Source organism: Hymenobacter sp. UYCo722 (genome assembly GCF_040547115.1).
GTDB lineage: Bacteria > Bacteroidota > Bacteroidia > Cytophagales > Hymenobacteraceae > Hymenobacter.
On sequence record NZ_JBEPPC010000002.1, the window covers coordinates 528,062 to 543,734 of the forward strand.

Sequence of the window (15,673 nt, forward strand, 5' to 3'; positions counted from 1 at the left end):
CAAGCGCCCGGGGCCGCGCTGGCTACCCGCGCGGCTTCTGCGGCTTGGGCACCTGGGGCTGCTGGGCCAGTAGCGCCGGCAGTTGGACGGGGTTAAGCTCGGTGAAGTCTTTGATGACGGTGAGCGGGGCCTGGAAGTCCTTTGCCTTGAGGGTGGTGGCTACGCCGATGCAGCGCATGCCGGCGCGGTAGGCGGCCTGCTCGCCCAGCAACCCGTCTTCAAACACGATGCAGTCGGCCGGGGACACGCCTAGCTTTTTGGCGGTTACCAGCCAGGTATCGGGATGGGGCTTGCCGCGCTTCACGTCGTCCGAGCCCACAATGACGTCGAAGTAGGGGCGCAGGCCCAGGTGGTCGACGATGTAGTGAATGGCCTCCTCGCCCGAGCCGGTGCCCAGCCCGATGGGGTGCCCGGCGGCCCGCGCAGCTTTCAGAAACGCGGTGAGGCCGGCCACCTCGCGGCGCTTGTTCCAGAACAGCACTCGGTAGAGGAATTCGCGCTGGGCCACGTAGGCCTCGCGCTGTTTGAGTGGCACTGGGTGGCGGAAAACGTGGGTCAGAATCTCGGGCGCGGGCATGCCGTTGAGGCGCTTGAGAAGGCGCAGGGCGTTAGTGGTCAGGCCCAGGTCGCGAAACAGCAATTGGAAGGAGCGGGCGTGGGCGGTGGTGTTGTCGACGAGTACGCCGTCCATATCGAAAATGAGCGCGGGAAGCATAAAAAGCGGTATCGGGCCGGTCCGACCGCCCTAGGCGGTCCGACCGGTTGAAGTGAGAACAAAGCCGGCTGTTGACGGCGCGCGACCGGCCCAGCGATAACCGGTCAGACCGCCTAGGGCGGTCAGACCGGCGGGCGGTATCTTTGCCGGGACGTAGTCTTACCTGATTTCGCTTGAAAAAGATATTTCCCCTTGCCTTGGCCGCCCTCGTGGCCAGCCCATCGTTTGCCCAGTCCCCGAAGCGGAGCGCCGCTAAAGTAACTCCCGCCACTAAAGCGGCTCCGGCTACCGGCCCGGCCCGGCCCAAGCTGGTGGTGGGCATTGTGGTCGACCAGATGCGCTACGACTACCTCTACCGCTACTGGAGCAAGTTTGGCAGCGGCGGCTTCCGGCGGCTGCTGGGCGAGGGCTTCAGCTTCGAAGACTGCCACTACACCTACGTGCCCACCTATACCGGCCCGGGCCACGCCTGCATCTACACCGGCGCTACGCCCTCGGCCAACGGCATTGTGGGCAACAACTGGTTTGAGCGCGAAACCGGCCGCGCCACCTACGTCACCGAGGACAAGACCGTGGAAAGCGTGGGCGGCACCGGCGCGGCCGGCCAGCAGAGCCCCCGCCACATGCTCACCACCACCATCACCGACGAGCTGCGGCTGGCCACCAATTTCCAGAGCAAGGTGATTGGCGTGTGCATCAAGGACCGGGGTAGCATTCTGCCGGCCGGCCACGCCGCCAACGCCGCGTACTGGTACGACGGCGGCAACGGCTCCTTTATCAGCAGTACGTTTTACCAGAAAACGCTGCCCGACTGGGTGGTGAAATTCAATCAGCGCGGGCTGGCTACCCGGTATCTCTCGCAGCCCTGGAACACCCTGCGACCCCTCGCCGAGTACACCGAAAGCTCACCCGATAACTCGCCCTGGGAAGCCGCTTTCAAGGGCGAAGCAAACCCCGTGTTTCCGCACGACTTGCCCGCCATCAGCGGCGTGCCGGCCGCCATTGCAGGCAAAGACAACCTGCCCGGTCCCGCCAGCCAGACGGCCGCCGACGGCAAAAACACCTCCACCACGCCCAAGGCCGGCGCTACCGCCGCCAACGCTGCCACCCCCAACCTGGGCCTGCTGCCGAGCACGCCCTTCGGCAATACTATCACGACCGAAATGGCCCTGGCCGCCATTCAGGCCGAGCAGCTGGGCCAGCGCGGCTTCACCGATTTCCTGGCCCTTAGCTACAGCAGCACCGACTACGTGGGCCACCAGTTCGGACCCAACTCCATTGAAGTGGAGGACACCTACCTGCGCCTCGACCAGGAGCTGACCCGGCTGTTCGAAACCCTCGATAAGACCGTGGGCAAAGGCCAGGCCCTGGTGTTCCTGACGGCCGACCACGGCGCGGCCCACTCGCCCGCCTTTTTGCAGGCCCACCACCTGCCGGCCGGGGCCGTGGGTGCCAGCATCATGCGCGACACGCTCCAGAACCGCCTCGTGCGCCGCCACGGCCCCGGCAACTGGGTACTGAGCTACGAAAACCAGCAGGTGTACCTGAACCGCACGCTGGCCAGCCAGAAAAAAATCGACTTCCACGAGCTGTCCGAAGAGGTGGTGCAGACGATGGTGCAGCTGCCCGGCGTGAGCCGCGCCCTTACGGCCGAAGACATTCAAAAGTCGCACTGGGAGAGCGGCACGCTCATGTACCTCGAAAACGGCTACTACCCCAAGCGCTGCGGCGACGTGCTGGTGGTGCTGGAGCCCGGCTGGTACGAGGCCTACAGCTTCCCGGCCAAAGGCACCACCCACGGCGAGTCGTGGGCCTACGACACCCACGTGCCGCTACTTTTCTGGGGCTGGCACGTAAAGCACGGCGAGTCGGTGGCCCCGGCCCGCGTCGTGGACATTGCCGCTACCCTGGCGCGCTTCCTGCACCTGCAGGAGCCCAGCGGCTGTAGCGGCGTGCCGCTGGCTGAGGTGCTGCGCTAATAGTTGACAATCTAACTTTTACTTCAATCGTTTGCTTTACCAATCGCCCGGCACGAGCCGGGCGCATCAACCCATGGCCAATACCCATTTCAATCCCTGGCACGACGTGTCGCGCGGCGACGAAACCCCGACTGTCGTTCAGTCTATCATCGAAATTCCGAAGGGCAGCAAGGGCAAATACGAGCTCGACAAAGAGAGCGGCCTGCTGAAACTCGACCGCGTGCTGTTCTCGGCCGTGCACTATCCGGCAGCCTACGGCTTCATCCCGCGTACGTATTGCGACGATAACGACCCGCTCGATATTCTGGTGCTCTGCTCGGTCGATATCGTGCCCATGTGCCTCGTGGAGGCCAAAGTCATCGGTGTGATGCAGATGGTGGACCAGGACGAGGAGGACGATAAAATCATCGCCGTGGCCGCCCACGACATTTCCGTCAACCACTACAACGACATCAGCGACCTGCCGCCGCACACGCTGCTCGAAATGCAGCGCTTCTTCGAGGACTATAAGGCCCTGGAGCACAACAAGCACGTAGTAGTGGAGCAATTTTTGGGCAAGGAAGATGCCTACCGCATCATCGATGCCAGCATCAAGCTCTACGAAGAGACTTTCGGCGACCGCAAAGTGTAGGCCGCCGCTCCCGGTAGCTCCGAGCACCCCGAAATCTTCCTACGGGCCGGCAGAACGATTCACCCGATTTCGTTCTGCCGGCCCGTAGGAAGATTTCGGGGTGCTTTTTTTAGGCCCCCAACGGCCCCTGCCTTCTACCTTCGCCGCGTGGATTCTTCCCTTTCCGTCGCTATCCCCGGGGCCGGCCGCCGCTGGTGGCAGCGCGTCCTCGACGCCGTGCTATTCAGCAGCGTGTGGCTGGCCGGCGCGGCGGCCGCCCAAACGGCAGCCTCGTTCCGGCGCTGGCCGGCGGCCGATGGCGGCGTGAACGGCCGGGTAGTGGCGCTGGTGTTTGCCGCCACGCTCATGGTCTACAACCTCGATGCGGTGCTGCCCTTCAAGCACCGGCAGCCGGCAGCCGGCTCGGGGCGCAAGGCCTGGCAGCAGCGGCACCGCCGGGTGCTGGCGGGGCTGGCCGGCGTGGCGGCCCTGGTGGCGGGGTACTTTTTTCTGGCCGATGGCTGGTGGCGCTACCTGTCGGCGCTGCTGCCCCTCACGCTGCTGGCGCTGGTGTACTCGTGGCCGCTGGTGCGCTGGCAGGGGCAGCGCCGGGCCCTGCGCGAAGTGCCGCTCCTCAAGGGCTTTCTGATTGCGGGCGTGTGGTCGGCCATCACGGTGGGACTGCCCGCGCTGGCTCAGCACCGCCCGCTAGCCGAGGCGCTGGAGCTGCTGGGCCAGCGTTTTTGCCTGGTGCTGGCCATCACCATCGTGTTCGACATCCGCGACCTGAGCCGCGACCGGGCGGCCGGCACCCGCACGTTTCCGGTGGTGCTGGGCGTGGGCGGAGCCCGGGCTGTGGCGCTGGGCTTCCTGGCGGGGGCCATGCTGCTGGGCTTCGAGCGCGGCGCACCGCCGCTGGGGCTGGGGCTCACGGGCCTGGCGGCGGCCGCCGTTATTCTGCTGGCTGAGGAGCGGCGCTCCGACTATTTCTATGCCCTGCTGGCCGATGGCGTGCTGCTGGTGCCGGCCGTGCTGTACCTCATCGGGAAGTAGGGCAATTAATTCATCTAGCGTTGTACGACCAAACCAGGTGCTACACCTCCGCCAGCGCCGGGCCAATGTGCCGCACGATATCCCCGGCCACCAGTCCGGCCTGGCCGGTTTGCGCGGCGGCCAAATCGCCAGCCCGGCCGTGGGCGTACACGCCCAGCCGCACCGCTTCAAATGCGGGGAGCTGGGCGTGGGCGCGCAGGGCCAGCAGCAGGCCCGTGAGTACGTCGCCGCTGCCGCCGGTGGCCATGCCGGCGTTGCCGGTGCTGTTGAAGTGCAACTCGCCGGTGGGCGTGGCCAGGCAGGTGTAAGCACCTTTCAATACCACCAGGCAGCGGTGGTGGGTGGCGAAGTCGCGCAGCAGCTCCAGGCGGTGGTAGTCGTCGCGGGCCGGGCCGGTGAGGCGCTCGAATTCCTTGGGATGGGGGGTGAGCACGGTGTTTTCGGGCAGCCGCTTCAGCAGCGCGCGGTGGCGGCCGAGGAGGTTCAGCGCGTCGGCGTCGATAACGAGGGGCAGGGGCTGGCCGGTTTTGCCCAGGGGCTTAGTGGCCGCTTCCAGCAGCTGGCGCAGCACGGCGAGGCTGCCCGCCTCTTGCCCCAGGCCCGGGCCGATGCCCACCGCCTGGTAGGGCTGCAGCGCCGGCAGTTCGCTGATGAAGTCGGCCTGCGCATCCGTCAGGCACATGGCCTCGGGCTGGCTGATTTGGAAGATGTCGTAGCCGCAACCCGGGATGTGGGCCGTGAGCAAGCCCACGCCGCCGCGCAGGCAGGCCCCCGCCGCGAGCACGGCCGCCCCCATTTTTCCCCAGCTGCCAGCCAGTAGCAGCGCGTGCCCAAAGGTGCCCTTGTGGCTGAATTTGGGGCGCGCCGGCAGCTGGTTGGCCACGGCCGCCGCGTCGGTGTAGTGCCAGGGTGTGGCAGTGTCGGCAATAAATTTCTCGCTCAGGCCAATGTCCTCCACCTGCCACTCGCCCACAAAACCCGCATTCTGCGGCAGCAGAAAAGCCAGCTTGGGCAGGCCAAAGCCCACGGTGTACCGGGCCCGCACCACGGCGCTGTCGGCGGGTTGGGGCGCATCGGCGAAGAGGCCGCTGGGCAGGTCGAGGGCCACCACGCGGGCCTGGGCTTGGTTGAGGTGCAGCACCACTTGAGCCGCCAGGCCGGTCAGCGGCCGGCTCAGACCGGTACCGAACAGGGCGTCAATCACCAACGTGTTGGGCCCAATAGGCGGTAGGTGGGCCGGGTTGATTTCGGCCACGGGCACCGCGTGGGGCAGGAGCCGGCGGTTGTGCTGCCAGTCATCCGACTGCTTGTCGGCGGGCAGCAGGGCCACGCGCGGGTGGTAGCCGGCGCGCCGCAGCAGGCGTGCCGCCGCGAGGCCGTCGCCCCCGTTGTTGCCCGGGCCGCAGAGCAGCAGGATTTCACCGGCTTCGGCGGGCGTGTAGCGGCTGGTGAACCACCGCACGAAGGCCGTGGCGGCGCGCTCCATCAGCTCCACCGACAGCAGGTGCTGCTCCTGGATGGTGGCCTGGTCGAGCTGGCGGGTTTGGGCGGCGGACAGGATTTTCATCGCACTTGGAAAAGAATTAGCAGGCTACTTTTGGGTATGCAAGAAACCACCCGCGTCTTCATCGTGCCCGGCCTCGGCAGCTCGGGCCCCGACCATTGGCAAACGTATTTTGAGCGCACGCAGCCGGATTTTACGCGCATCGAGCAGCGCGAGTGGGACGTGCCCGACCGCGCCGAGTGGGTCGAGCGGCTCGAAGATGCCCTCGATGGCGAAGACCTGAGCCAGGTGGTGCTGGTAGCCCACAGCCTGGGCTGTGCCACCATCGCGCACTGGGCCGGCAAGTACGGCCACCGCATCAAAGGTGCGCTGCTGGTAGCGCCCAGCGATGTCGAAACGGCCCGCTACGCCGCCTTTCCCACCACTGGCTTCGCCCCCATGCCGCTGGCCCGGCTGCCCTTCCCGAGCAAAGTCGTGTTCAGCCAGAACGATGAATGGGCGACGCCCGCCCGCGCCCGGCAGTTTGCCGAAGCCTGGGGCAGCGAGCTGGTGGATATTGGCGTGGCCGGCCACATCAACACGGCCAGCGGCTACGGCGACTGGCCGGCCGGGCTGGCACTGCTGGAGTCGCTGGTGTAAGGAAGGGGCGGCTGCAGCGTCTGCCCGGGGCGGCCGAAAACCTCCCGGCCCCGGCCGCGTTTACCTTATTGCTGCCCCTTTTCCTCAACAATCCCCGCTGATATGCAAACCTGGAACGACGTTATCCGCCTTGCCAACCACCCCACCCCCTCGCCGCGCCGCGTCGAGAAAACGCCCGCTGAGTGGCGCGCTCAGCTCACGGCCGAGCAGTTCCACGTCACCCGCGAGCACGGCACCGAGCGGGCCTTCACCGGCGAGTACTGCGAGGCCCACGAAGCCGGCCTTTACGCCTGCGTGTGCTGCGGCACCCCGCTCTACGACTCGCGCACCAAGTTCGAGTCGGGCACCGGCTGGCCCTCTTTCACCGCGCCGGTTGATGAAAGCGCCATTCGCTACCACAAGGACACCAGCTACGGCATGACCCGCGTGGAAGTGCTCTGCAACGTGTGCGATGCCCACCAGGGCCACGTATTTCCCGACGGCCCCGCGCCCAGCGGCCTGCGCCTGTGCATCAACTCGGCCAGCATCAAGCTGGTACAGGGCGAAGGCCAGCCGGCCTAAAGAGCTCGGGCAAATGCCTTGCTCGCCGTAGCTTAGGGCCTGATTGGCATATCGCCAGTCAGGCCCTTTTCGTTGCTACCCCGATGACCCGCGAAGCTTTCGTTGCCCGCCTCGAACACCTTCATCCATTGGCGCAGGCCAACCCGCAGGCCTACCGCTGGCGGGTGCGGGGCTGGGCGCTGCTGGGCTACGGCTTTATTCTGCTGCTGCTGCTGGGCACGGTGGGTACCCTGCTGGGTGTGCTGGCGCTGCTGGCCTTTGGCACGGCGGTGGTGGTGCTGCTAAAAGTGGGCCTGCTGGTAGGCTTTTTTGCCTGGAAAATCATCCGCTCGCTGTGGGTGCAGTTCGACCCGCCCCAGGGCCGCGCGCTCACGCCGGCCGAGGCCGCGCCGCTGTTTGCCGAGCTGCGGGAGCAGTCGCGGGCGATGGCTGCCCCGCCGGTGCACCGCGTGCTGCTCACCACCGATTTCAACGCTGCCATCGTGCAGCTGCCGCGTCTGGGGGTATTGGGCTGGCCCCGCAACTACCTGATGGTGGGCCTGCCGCTGCTCCAGGCCCTGAGCCCTGAGCAAGCCGCCGCCGTGGTAGCGCACGAGCTGGGCCACCTGCGCGGCGGGCACGGCAAATTCAGCGCCTGGGTATATCGCGTGAGTCAGTCGTGGGGCCAGCTACTGGGCCAGCTCGAAAGCCACGGGGCCGGTACCTGGCTCAGTAAGTTTGCCAACTGGTACGTGCCGCGCTTCAATGCCTGGTCGCACCCCATGCGGCGGGCCGATGAGTTTGAAGCCGATGCCGCCGCCGGGCGCGTAACCAGCCCACAAGCATTGGCGCAAGCGCTGTGCGCGCTGGTCGTGCGCGACTCGGCCCTCGACAAGCTGCATTGGGACGTGCTCACCACCAATCTGGTGGCCCTGCCTGCCCCGCCGTCCGATGCCATCAGCCGCCTGCTGCCGGTGGCCAAAAGTGCCCGCCTCGACTACGCGGCCGAAACCGCGCTGCTCACCACCGCCCTGGCCGCCGACCCCGACCCGTTCGACACCCACCCTACGCTGCCCGAGCGGCTGGCGGCGCTGGGCCAGGTGGCCGAAGTTCCCGTGTCGCCGGCGATTACGGCGGCGGAAAGCTGGTTTGGTGCTCATCTGCCGGCCCTGGCCGCCGACCTCGACGCCACCTGGGCCGCCGAGCGCTCCGCCTGGTGGCACGAGCGCCACCGGCTGCTCAGCACGCAGCAGAAGCGCTTGCGCGAGTTGGCTGCCCGCCACGAAACCAGCGCAACACTGTCCCCCGCCGAAGCCTGGGAGTACGCTGACCTCACCGAAGACCATGCGAGCGCAGCCGAGGCCCTGCCGCTGTTCCGCAGCCTTTTCGACGACGTGGATAATGGGCTCGCGGCCAAGTTTGCCGTCGGCCGTATCCTGACGACGCAAGACGATGCCGCCGGCCTGCCCCTGCTTGAGGAGGTGATGGCGCGCCTGCCCGCTGCCCGCGCCACGGGCCTGGTGCTGCAGCAGGCCTACTTCCAGCGGCGCGGCGACAAAGAAGCCGCCCGCCGCCTACAGGCCGAAACCCTGCGCCACGCCGACCGCAGCGATGCCGCTGAGGCCGAACGCACTAGCATCAGCCGGACCGATAATTTCCTGCCCCACGGCTTGGGCGAGGAGGAACTGGCCGGCCTGCGCACGAGCCTGGCTACTTTCGGCAACCAAATCAAACGTGCCTGGCTGCTGCGCAAAGAGCTCACGCAGTTTGTCGAGCACCCGCTCTACGTGCTGGTCGTCGAGCATAAGTCGGGTCGCAGCGTAGTCGAAAACACCAGCACATTGCTGATAAACAGGGTGGTGGAAGCGGTGAAGATGCCCGGCCAGGGCTTCATCATTCCCCTCACCCGGGCCACCGACTGGCTCGATGCGCCCGTGCGCCGCCACCCCGAAACGCTGCTTTACTCCTCGGTGGCCGGCTAGCACTTTCCCCCCGCGCCCCCCGCCGCGTAGCTTTGCGCCCCGGCCGAAGACACCTTCGGGCGGGGCTTTGCGTTTAGAGCCTACACCCGCCTCAATCCCACCCGCCATGTCTTTGCTATTTAATGATTTTGCCTCCTGGGGCGCGCACTGCGCCCAAACCGGCGAGCCCCTCTACCAGCCCGTGCTCACCTACGAAATTGAGCAGAAGGGCCGCACCGAAGATGAAATATGGTCCGGCCTGCAACGCGCCTACGACGTAATGCGCGACGCCGTGCACGAGGGCCTGACCGGCGACATGACCTCGCGCTCGGGCATGATAAACAACGGGGCCAAGAAAATTGCCGCCTCGCCCGTCACCGTCCTCTCTCCCGAGTTCAAGCAGCTCATCACCCGCGCTTTGGGGGCCAAGGAGGTGAACTCCTGCATGGGCCGCGTGGTGGCCGCGCCCACGGCCGGGGCCTCGGGCATTCTGCCCGGCGTGCTCGTCACCATCCAGGACATCCACCAGCTGAGCGACCGCCAGATTCTGGAGGGCCTGCTCGTGGCGGCCGGCATTGCCCTCATCATCGAGCAGAATGCCTCGCTGGCCGGGGCCGTGGGCGGCTGCCAGGCCGAAACCGGCTCGGCCGCCGCCATGGGCAGCGGGGCCATCGTGTACTGCCTGGGCGGGCCCGTCGAGCAGGTGTTTGCCGCCGTAGCCGTCACCATCCAGTGCATGCTGGGGCTGGTGTGCGACCCGGTGGCTGGCCTCGTGGAGGTGCCCTGCGTGGTGCGCAATGCCTCGGCGGCGGCTATTGCCTTCTCGTCGGCTCAAATTGCCATCGCCGGCATCGACCCCGTGATTCCGGTCGACCAGTGCGTGGCGGCCCTCGGCGAAGTAGGCCAGGCCATGGAAACCCGCTACAAAGAAACCGCCCTCGGCGGCCTGGCCGCCACCAAGCGCGGCAAGGAAATCGAGCGGATGGTGCTGGTGCAGGACGTGAATATCCTGCCCGACGAAGCGGACGAAATGTAGCCTGGCTACTTGACGAAGCGGGCCAGCGCGGCTTCCAACTCGGTTCCGTGCAGGTTCACGGCGAGGATTTTGCCCTGCGGGTCGAGTAGGAAATTCTGCGGAATGGAATGTATCCCGTAGAGACGGGCTACCTCGCCCCCGTCGCCGTGCAGGTCGGAAACCTGCGTCCAGGGCAGGTGCTTATCGGCAATGGCTTTCAGCCACTTGTCGCGGTTGTCGTCAATCGACACACTCAGCACGTCGAAGTTGCGGCTTTTGAAGGCGTTGTATGCTTTGAGCAGGGTGGGGTTTTCTTCCCGGCAGGGCTTGCACCAGCTGGCCCAGAAATCGACCAGCACGTACCGGCCCCGGTAGCCGGCCAGCGCCACCTGCCGGCCCTCCGGCGTGGGCTGGGTGAAGGCCGGGGCTACGGCACCAATACGCACTTTTTTCAGCCCCTGCACCATTTCACCGTAGAAGCGGCCCGGCCTGCTGGCCTTCAGCTCCAGGCTCAGGGCTTCATATAGCCGGCCTTCGATGGCGTACTGGGGTGTCTGCATAAACTGCATCGTCTGCAGCGCGTCCAGGCTCACCCAAGAGGCCGGGTTCGCCTTCACAAAGGCGGCTTGCTGCTGGTGCATTTCCTTGTTCGTCGATTTAAACTGCTGCTGCATGCGCTCGGCGAAAGCCGGCTCTTTGCGTTGCGCTTCGGTAGCACGCTGGTATTCGTTCCCCGAGGCCTTCATTCGACTGATGGCCGGTTGCAGCGCGGCATCCAGGCGTAGGTAATCGCGGGTTAGCGGCCCGCCCGTCATCTTGGCCAGGGGGAGCGAGTCGGAGCCCGCCACCACTACCGGGCCGGGTTCCAGAAAGAACTGCAGTTTGTTGCCCGGCAGCTGTCGCAGGTCGGGCCGGCGGCCGTTACGCACGAGCACCAGCTGCGCCCGGCCGGGCATTTCGGTGCGGCCATTCATCTCAAAAGTCCCGTTCCGGAGCGTAGCCGAATCCAGCACCTCAAAGTCGCGTACCAGATACACTTTAGCCGGTGCGTTGAGCTGGCCAATCCGGCCTTTCACCGCGAACGGCGAAGACGCTTGGGCCGCCGCCAGGCTGGGAATAAGCAGCAGGAGGGCAGGTAGTTGCCTAAGCATAGCGGTAGGGTTTTGGAAGAAACAGCTCCCGAAAAGTAGAGCCGGGCACTGGCTTCTAGTCTCTCGGATTCCAGCACTAACGCTACCCGGCCCGGATTATTGGCGCGGCCCCAAAGCGAAAGGCGTAGCCGGTGGCGGCGGCCTGCGCAAGCGTCGAAAGAGGCGTGCCGCGGGCCGGTTACGTGCTGGCCGTCGCGGCTGCCCGCCGGGGTATTCCGGCTAAGTAGTGGCCGTGCGCGGGGCCATTAGCAGGCGGCTCAAAAACTGCACGGCTCCGGCGTAGCGGCCGCGCAGCTCGCGGTATTGCTGCCAAGCCGCGGCCCGGTCTTCGTAAATTCTCAGGCCTTTATCGGCCAGCAGCTGGCAGGCCTGGTCGAATTCGAGGCGGCCGGATTCGGCTTTCTCGTCTTCGGACTGTACGTTGGTGGGCTCGGCGCGGGCCTTCGTATCGAAAAAGCGGTACACCCGGTTCAGGGCCAGGCAGCCGGCCTTGAAGGTAAGCTGCGCCTGGCGCGGCTGAGGACCATCGACGGCGGCGAAGAGCAGGGCGGCGGTGTCCAGAATCAGCTCTCCCGAACTCACCCAGGAGCGGCCCGGCTGCGGCGACCGAAAAAATGAGAGAACGGGCAGCGAAGTATGGCTTTCCTCAATCTCGACAAACCAGCGCTCCCACTCGGCCCATTGCTGGTCGTCGTTCTGCACCGAGCCGTCGTGGTTGAGCCAGGCCAGCAGGCAGGCGGCCGTGGGGGGCGTGCCGGCCCGCAGCTCCAGCAGGGCCACCGTCACCTCCCGCCGCGAAAATGCCTGGTAGATGGTGGGCAGGTAGGAGATGAGCAGCGTGAGCAGCAGCAGCCCGAGGGTGGCCTCCGAGTAGCTGAGTATACTGATGGGCAACTGGTGGGTGCGCGCGTTGCCCAGTGTGAGCAGCGAGCTGCCGCTAAGCTCGAAGCAGTGGCGCCAGTTTCCTTCGCCCAGCGCCCAGTACAGGCAGGTGTAGCCCAGGCTCACGAGCGCTTCCCAGAATACGGGCAGCGCCACCAACGCCACTGGCGCGTAGTGGGCCATTATTTTATCGCGCCGCTCGTAGGAGTTGGCCAGCCGCGCCGCGCCATCAAACACCTTGCGGATGGCTAGGAAGGCCCACACGTTCATGCGCACCACTTCGTTGCGGGGCAGTACAAACGAACGAATGGCTGCCGACAGAGTGGTAATAACCAACACCATCCCGCCCAGGCCGGTAACGATGCGCAGGGCCAGCAGCAGGTACGGGTGCATGGTCAGGGAAAATGCCTGATACGCACGCCACCCGCAAACCGCCGAACCAGCCGGCCGCCTAGTGCTGCTGCCGGGCCTGCCACAGCTGCCGGAACGAGGGCCCGCCGATGTGCAGGCTCGCCCGGCGCTTGCTCCAGCCCACCTGGCCCAGCAGCTGGCCCAGGCTCCAGTCCTTCAGCTTCACGGGCAGCAGGTCGAGCACCCAGCGGTGCTGCATGCTCCAGCGCCACAGGCCAATGGCGGCGCGTTCCTCGGTGGGCGCGTAGCCTTCCTCTACGCTCTGCTTGCGGTTGAGCAGCAGCAGGCTGTGCAGCGGAATGCGCACGGGGCATACCGTGGTGCAGGCCCCGCACAGGCTACTGGCGTAGCTCAGGTGCTTGTGCTCGGGCAGGCCCGAAAGGTGCGGGCTGATGACCGAGCCGATGGGGCCGGAATACGTGGTTTCGTAGGTGTGGCCGCCGATGTTCTTGTACACCGGGCACACGTTCAGGCAGGCCCCGCAGCGGATGCAGCGCAGGGCGGCGCGCTTGTCGGGTTGGGCCAGCAGGTTGGTGCGGCCGTTATCGAGTAGAATCACGACCATCTCCTCCGGTCCATCCGGCTCGCCGGGCTGGCGCGGGCCGAAGTACACCGTGTTGTACACCGTCACCTGCTGCCCCGTGCCGCTGGTGCTGAGCAGGGGCCAGAACAGGTCCAAATCCGTCAGCTGCGGAATGACTTTCTCAATGCCCACCACCGCAATATGCAGCTTCGGGAACGTCGCCGAGAGGCGAGCGTTGCCTTCGTTCTCGGTCACGGCCACGGCTCCTTCTTTGGCCACGAGGAAGTTGCCGCCGGTCACTCCCACTTCGGCGGCAGTGTATTTGCCGCGCAGCAGGTGGCGGGCCGTGAGCACGAGCTGTTGGGCGTCGTCGGTGCTTTCGGTGCCCAGGTGCTTCACAAAAATGTCGTTGATGTCGGCCTTGCTCAGGTGCATGGCGGGCGTCACGATGTGGTAGGGGCGCTCGCCGTTCAGCTGCACGATGTACTCGCCCAGGTCCGTCTCTACCGACTCGATTCCCTGGGTGGCGAGGTACTGGTTGAGGTGAATTTCCTCGGTGGTCATGCTCTTGGCCTTCACCACCGTTTTGGTGTTGAGGGCCTTGGTCAGCCGGCCGATTTCGGCCAAGGCCTCGGCCGCGTCGCGCGCCCAAACCACGCGCCCGCCCCGCGCCGTGAAGGCCGCCTCGAACTGCAGCAGGTACTCGTCGAGCTTCTCCAGCACAGTGGCTTTGAGGTAGGCCCCGCGGTCGCGGGCCAGCTCGTGCTCGTCGTAGAGCTTGAGGCCGGCGCTCACGGCCACGTCGTACTTGCCGATGTTGAAGCGGATTTTGCGGCGGTGCTCGCGGTCGAAGGCTTTGGTTTCGGCGTCGAGCTGAAACTGGGCGGCTTTGGTGGCGGTGGTCATGGCAGGTCAGGGCTTATTGGAGTCAACCACGATGCGCTGCTCGCGGTTGGCCAGCACCCAGGCCGTGTGGAACACGAGTTGGGCACGTTCTGCTAATTTATCGAATTCAATCTTCTCCACGTCGTCGGTGGCGCGGTGGTAGTCGGCGTGCTCGCCGGTGGTGTAGAAGATGACCGGGATTTTCCGACGCGCGAAGTTGTAGTGGTCCGAGCGGTAGTAAATGTGCTCGGGCTCGCCGGGCACGTTGTAGCGGTAGTCGAGCTCCAGGTGGGTATAGTCGCGGTTGGCTGCCTCGCTGATGGCGTGCAGCTCCGACGACAGCTTATCCGACCCCACGAGGCACACAAAATGCCGCTTGGCGCTGTGCTTGCGGTCGGTGCGGCCCACCATGTCGATGTTGAGGTCGGCGATGGTGCTGGCCAGCGGCAGTACCGGGTGCGCCGTGTAATATTCCGAGCCGAACAGGCCTTCTTCCTCCCCCGTCATCAGCACGAACAGGATGCTGCGGCGGGGGCCGTGGCCATCCTTCTTCGCCTGGGTAAATGCCCGGGCCAGCGCCAACACGCCCACCGTGCCCGAACCGTCGTCGTCGGCCCCGTTATAAATCGTGTCGTGCTTCACGCCCAGGTGGTCGTAATGGGCCGAAACCACCAGCACCTCGTCCTTTTTGTCGCTGCCTTCCAGCAAGCCCAGCACGTTTTCAGTCGTAAGCGGCTGTTGGTTTTGCGGCAGAAAGACCGTGGCCATTGGGGCCTGAAAACCCGCCGGCACCGGCCGCCCGGCGCGGCCCAGGGCGCGCACGTAGTCAATTAGCCCGTTCAGGGTGGTGCCGGCCAGGGCCAGCCCCAAATCCTGCGAGGTGAAGTACACGCCAATGCCCGGCGGAATATTCTCGGCCACCGTGTCGATGATTTCCGGACCGGGGTCGGGCAGTGAAAACGCCGGCTCGCGCAGCGACTCGCCCAACTCGGTCGTCTGCTTCCGGAAAGCATCGGCCGGGGCAAACGTCATCAGGAAAATGCTGCGGGCCCCGTGGGCCTTGGCCAGCGCCGCCTTGCGCAGGCCCGAGTCCCAATAGTCGGCCTTGCGGCCCAGGGGCTTCAGCAGCTTGCGGCCGCGCTCGTCCTGCGGCTCCCCCATGATTACCACCACGTCGCGGCCCTTCACATCGAGCCCCGCGTAGTCCGAATACGCGCCCTGCTCCACCCCAAAGCCCGCAAAAACCGGCTGCAAGGCCGTTTCGGTGAGGAAAGGCGAAGGCATCGGCCCGTAACTGAACCACTCGTTGAGGTAGTCGTAGCGCCGGTTATTCACCTGGAGGTAGCCGCCCGGCGCGTACGTGCTGTGGCCCAGCTGAAAGTGCTGCAAATACGGATTGTCGCTGCCCGTAACTGGCCCTTGCAGGCCAATTTCGGCAAACTGCTGCACCAGGTAATCCGCCGCCAGCTTCTGCCCCGGCTGGCCCGTCTCGCGGCCCCGAAACGCATCCGATGCGACCACGGTCAGGTTCGCGCGCAGGTCGGCGGGCTGGATGAGGGCGGCGTAGGTCTGCGACAGGTCCGGTGCCGCCGTTGGTCCGGCTCCGCCCTTGGTTTTGACTTTGATTTTGGTAGGAGCGTTCTGGGCGGCGGCGGGTAGAGCGCCGGCCAGCAGCAGGGCCGCCAGCACGAGGGGTTTCAGCATGGAAAAGGGCCGCGAAGGGTATAGAAAACGACTAAAAATGAACGTCATGCTGAGCGCAGCCGAAGCATCTCTCCCGCCATAGTAAATGAATTACTTGCGCG

Annotated in this window: 13 protein-coding genes; 7 read left to right on the plus strand and 6 right to left on the minus strand. The window is 65.9% G+C overall.

The window, feature by feature from the left end; genetic code table 11:
- Nucleotides 1-22: 22 nt before the first annotated feature.
- The gene (locus tag ABIB44_RS07995) at nucleotides 23-715 is read right to left on the minus strand and encodes an HAD family hydrolase (protein ID WP_354584114.1); all 693 of its coding nucleotides are present in this window, start codon (nucleotides 713-715) and stop codon (nucleotides 23-25) included.
- 173 nt (nucleotides 716-888) lie between these two features.
- On the opposite strand from ABIB44_RS07995, the gene ABIB44_RS08000 reads away from it, so the two are divergent.
- The 3 genes from ABIB44_RS08000 (at nucleotide 889) to ABIB44_RS08010 (ending at nucleotide 4,357) form a co-directional block, all read left to right on the plus strand.
- A complete protein-coding gene (locus ABIB44_RS08000; protein ID WP_354584115.1) occupies nucleotides 889-2,694 on the plus strand; it encodes an alkaline phosphatase family protein in 1,806 nt (601 codons plus the stop codon).
- 73 nt (nucleotides 2,695-2,767) lie between these two features.
- Nucleotides 2,768-3,325 carry an inorganic diphosphatase gene (locus tag ABIB44_RS08005; protein WP_354584116.1) on the plus strand — a complete coding sequence of 186 codons (558 nt, stop codon included), beginning with the start codon at nucleotides 2,768-2,770 and terminating at the stop codon, nucleotides 3,323-3,325.
- Between the two features lie 147 nt (nucleotides 3,326-3,472).
- Nucleotides 3,473-4,357 (plus strand): UbiA prenyltransferase family protein, encoded by an 885-nt coding sequence (locus tag ABIB44_RS08010; protein WP_354584117.1) that lies wholly within the window; start codon nucleotides 3,473-3,475, stop codon nucleotides 4,355-4,357.
- A gap of 40 nt (nucleotides 4,358-4,397) precedes the next feature.
- Here ABIB44_RS08010 and ABIB44_RS08015 read toward each other — a convergent pair whose 3' ends face one another.
- Nucleotides 4,398-5,924 carry an NAD(P)H-hydrate dehydratase gene (locus ABIB44_RS08015; RefSeq protein WP_354584118.1) on the minus strand — a complete coding sequence of 509 codons (1,527 nt, stop codon included), beginning with the start codon at nucleotides 5,922-5,924 and terminating at the stop codon, nucleotides 4,398-4,400.
- Nucleotides 5,925-5,960: 36 nt separating this feature from the next.
- Between ABIB44_RS08015 and ABIB44_RS08020 the strand changes: the two genes are divergently transcribed.
- The 4 genes from ABIB44_RS08020 (at nucleotide 5,961) to sdaAA (ending at nucleotide 10,037) form a co-directional block, all read left to right on the plus strand.
- A complete protein-coding gene (locus ABIB44_RS08020) occupies nucleotides 5,961-6,500 on the plus strand; it encodes an RBBP9/YdeN family alpha/beta hydrolase (RefSeq protein WP_354584119.1) in 540 nt (179 codons plus the stop codon).
- Between the two features lie 102 nt (nucleotides 6,501-6,602).
- Nucleotides 6,603-7,061, plus strand: a complete 459-nt coding sequence (msrB, locus tag ABIB44_RS08025; RefSeq protein WP_354584120.1) for a peptide-methionine (R)-S-oxide reductase MsrB — start codon at nucleotides 6,603-6,605, stop codon at nucleotides 7,059-7,061.
- 83 nt (nucleotides 7,062-7,144) lie between these two features.
- Complete coding sequence (locus ABIB44_RS08030; RefSeq protein WP_354584121.1) at nucleotides 7,145-9,022, plus strand: M48 family metallopeptidase; 1,878 nt, start codon at nucleotides 7,145-7,147, stop codon at nucleotides 9,020-9,022.
- Nucleotides 9,023-9,128: 106 nt separating this feature from the next.
- Complete coding sequence (gene sdaAA, locus ABIB44_RS08035) at nucleotides 9,129-10,037, plus strand: L-serine ammonia-lyase, iron-sulfur-dependent, subunit alpha (protein ID WP_354584122.1); 909 nt, start codon at nucleotides 9,129-9,131, stop codon at nucleotides 10,035-10,037.
- Nucleotides 10,038-10,042: 5 nt separating this feature from the next.
- Here sdaAA and ABIB44_RS08040 read toward each other — a convergent pair whose 3' ends face one another.
- The 4 genes from ABIB44_RS08040 to ABIB44_RS08055 all read right to left on the minus strand — a co-directional run bounded on the left by ABIB44_RS08040 (nucleotide 10,043) and on the right by ABIB44_RS08055 (nucleotide 15,572).
- Nucleotides 10,043-11,167: a redoxin domain-containing protein gene (locus ABIB44_RS08040; protein WP_354584123.1), complete on the minus strand. Its 1,125-nt coding sequence runs from the start codon at nucleotides 11,165-11,167 to the stop codon at nucleotides 10,043-10,045.
- Between the two features lie 219 nt (nucleotides 11,168-11,386).
- Nucleotides 11,387-12,442 carry a hypothetical protein gene (locus tag ABIB44_RS08045; RefSeq protein ID WP_354584124.1) on the minus strand — a complete coding sequence of 352 codons (1,056 nt, stop codon included), beginning with the start codon at nucleotides 12,440-12,442 and terminating at the stop codon, nucleotides 11,387-11,389.
- Between the two features lie 58 nt (nucleotides 12,443-12,500).
- On the minus strand, nucleotides 12,501-13,889 hold the full coding sequence (locus ABIB44_RS08050) for a LutB/LldF family L-lactate oxidation iron-sulfur protein (RefSeq protein WP_354584125.1): 1,389 nt from the start codon (nucleotides 13,887-13,889) through the stop codon (nucleotides 12,501-12,503).
- A gap of 6 nt (nucleotides 13,890-13,895) precedes the next feature.
- The gene (locus ABIB44_RS08055; protein WP_354584126.1) at nucleotides 13,896-15,572 is read right to left on the minus strand and encodes a M28 family peptidase; all 1,677 of its coding nucleotides are present in this window, start codon (nucleotides 15,570-15,572) and stop codon (nucleotides 13,896-13,898) included.
- Between the last annotated feature and the right edge of the window lie 101 nt (nucleotides 15,573-15,673).

Bases quoted from the DNA above. Each gene is read 5' to 3' on its own strand.
- ABIB44_RS07995 (WP_354584114.1), bottom strand. From the start codon at position 715: ATGCTTCCCGCGCTCATTTTCGATATGGACGGCGTACTCGTCGACAAC.
- ABIB44_RS08005 (WP_354584116.1), top strand. From the start codon at position 2,768: ATGGCCAATACCCATTTCAATCCCTGGCACGACGTGTCGCGCGGCGAC.
- ABIB44_RS08015 (WP_354584118.1), bottom strand. From the start codon at position 5,924: ATGAAAATCCTGTCCGCCGCCCAAACCCGCCAGCTCGACCAGGCCACC.
- ABIB44_RS08020 (WP_354584119.1), top strand. From the start codon at position 5,961: ATGCAAGAAACCACCCGCGTCTTCATCGTGCCCGGCCTCGGCAGCTCG.
- msrB (WP_354584120.1), top strand. From the start codon at position 6,603: ATGCAAACCTGGAACGACGTTATCCGCCTTGCCAACCACCCCACCCCC.
- ABIB44_RS08030 (WP_354584121.1), top strand. From the start codon at position 7,145: ATGACCCGCGAAGCTTTCGTTGCCCGCCTCGAACACCTTCATCCATTG.
- sdaAA (WP_354584122.1), top strand. From the start codon at position 9,129: ATGTCTTTGCTATTTAATGATTTTGCCTCCTGGGGCGCGCACTGCGCC.
- ABIB44_RS08040 (WP_354584123.1), bottom strand. From the start codon at position 11,167: ATGCTTAGGCAACTACCTGCCCTCCTGCTGCTTATTCCCAGCCTGGCG.
- ABIB44_RS08045 (WP_354584124.1), bottom strand. From the start codon at position 12,442: ATGCACCCGTACCTGCTGCTGGCCCTGCGCATCGTTACCGGCCTGGGC.
- ABIB44_RS08050 (WP_354584125.1), bottom strand. From the start codon at position 13,889: ATGACCACCGCCACCAAAGCCGCCCAGTTTCAGCTCGACGCCGAAACC.
- ABIB44_RS08055 (WP_354584126.1), bottom strand. From the start codon at position 15,572: ATGCTGAAACCCCTCGTGCTGGCGGCCCTGCTGCTGGCCGGCGCTCTA.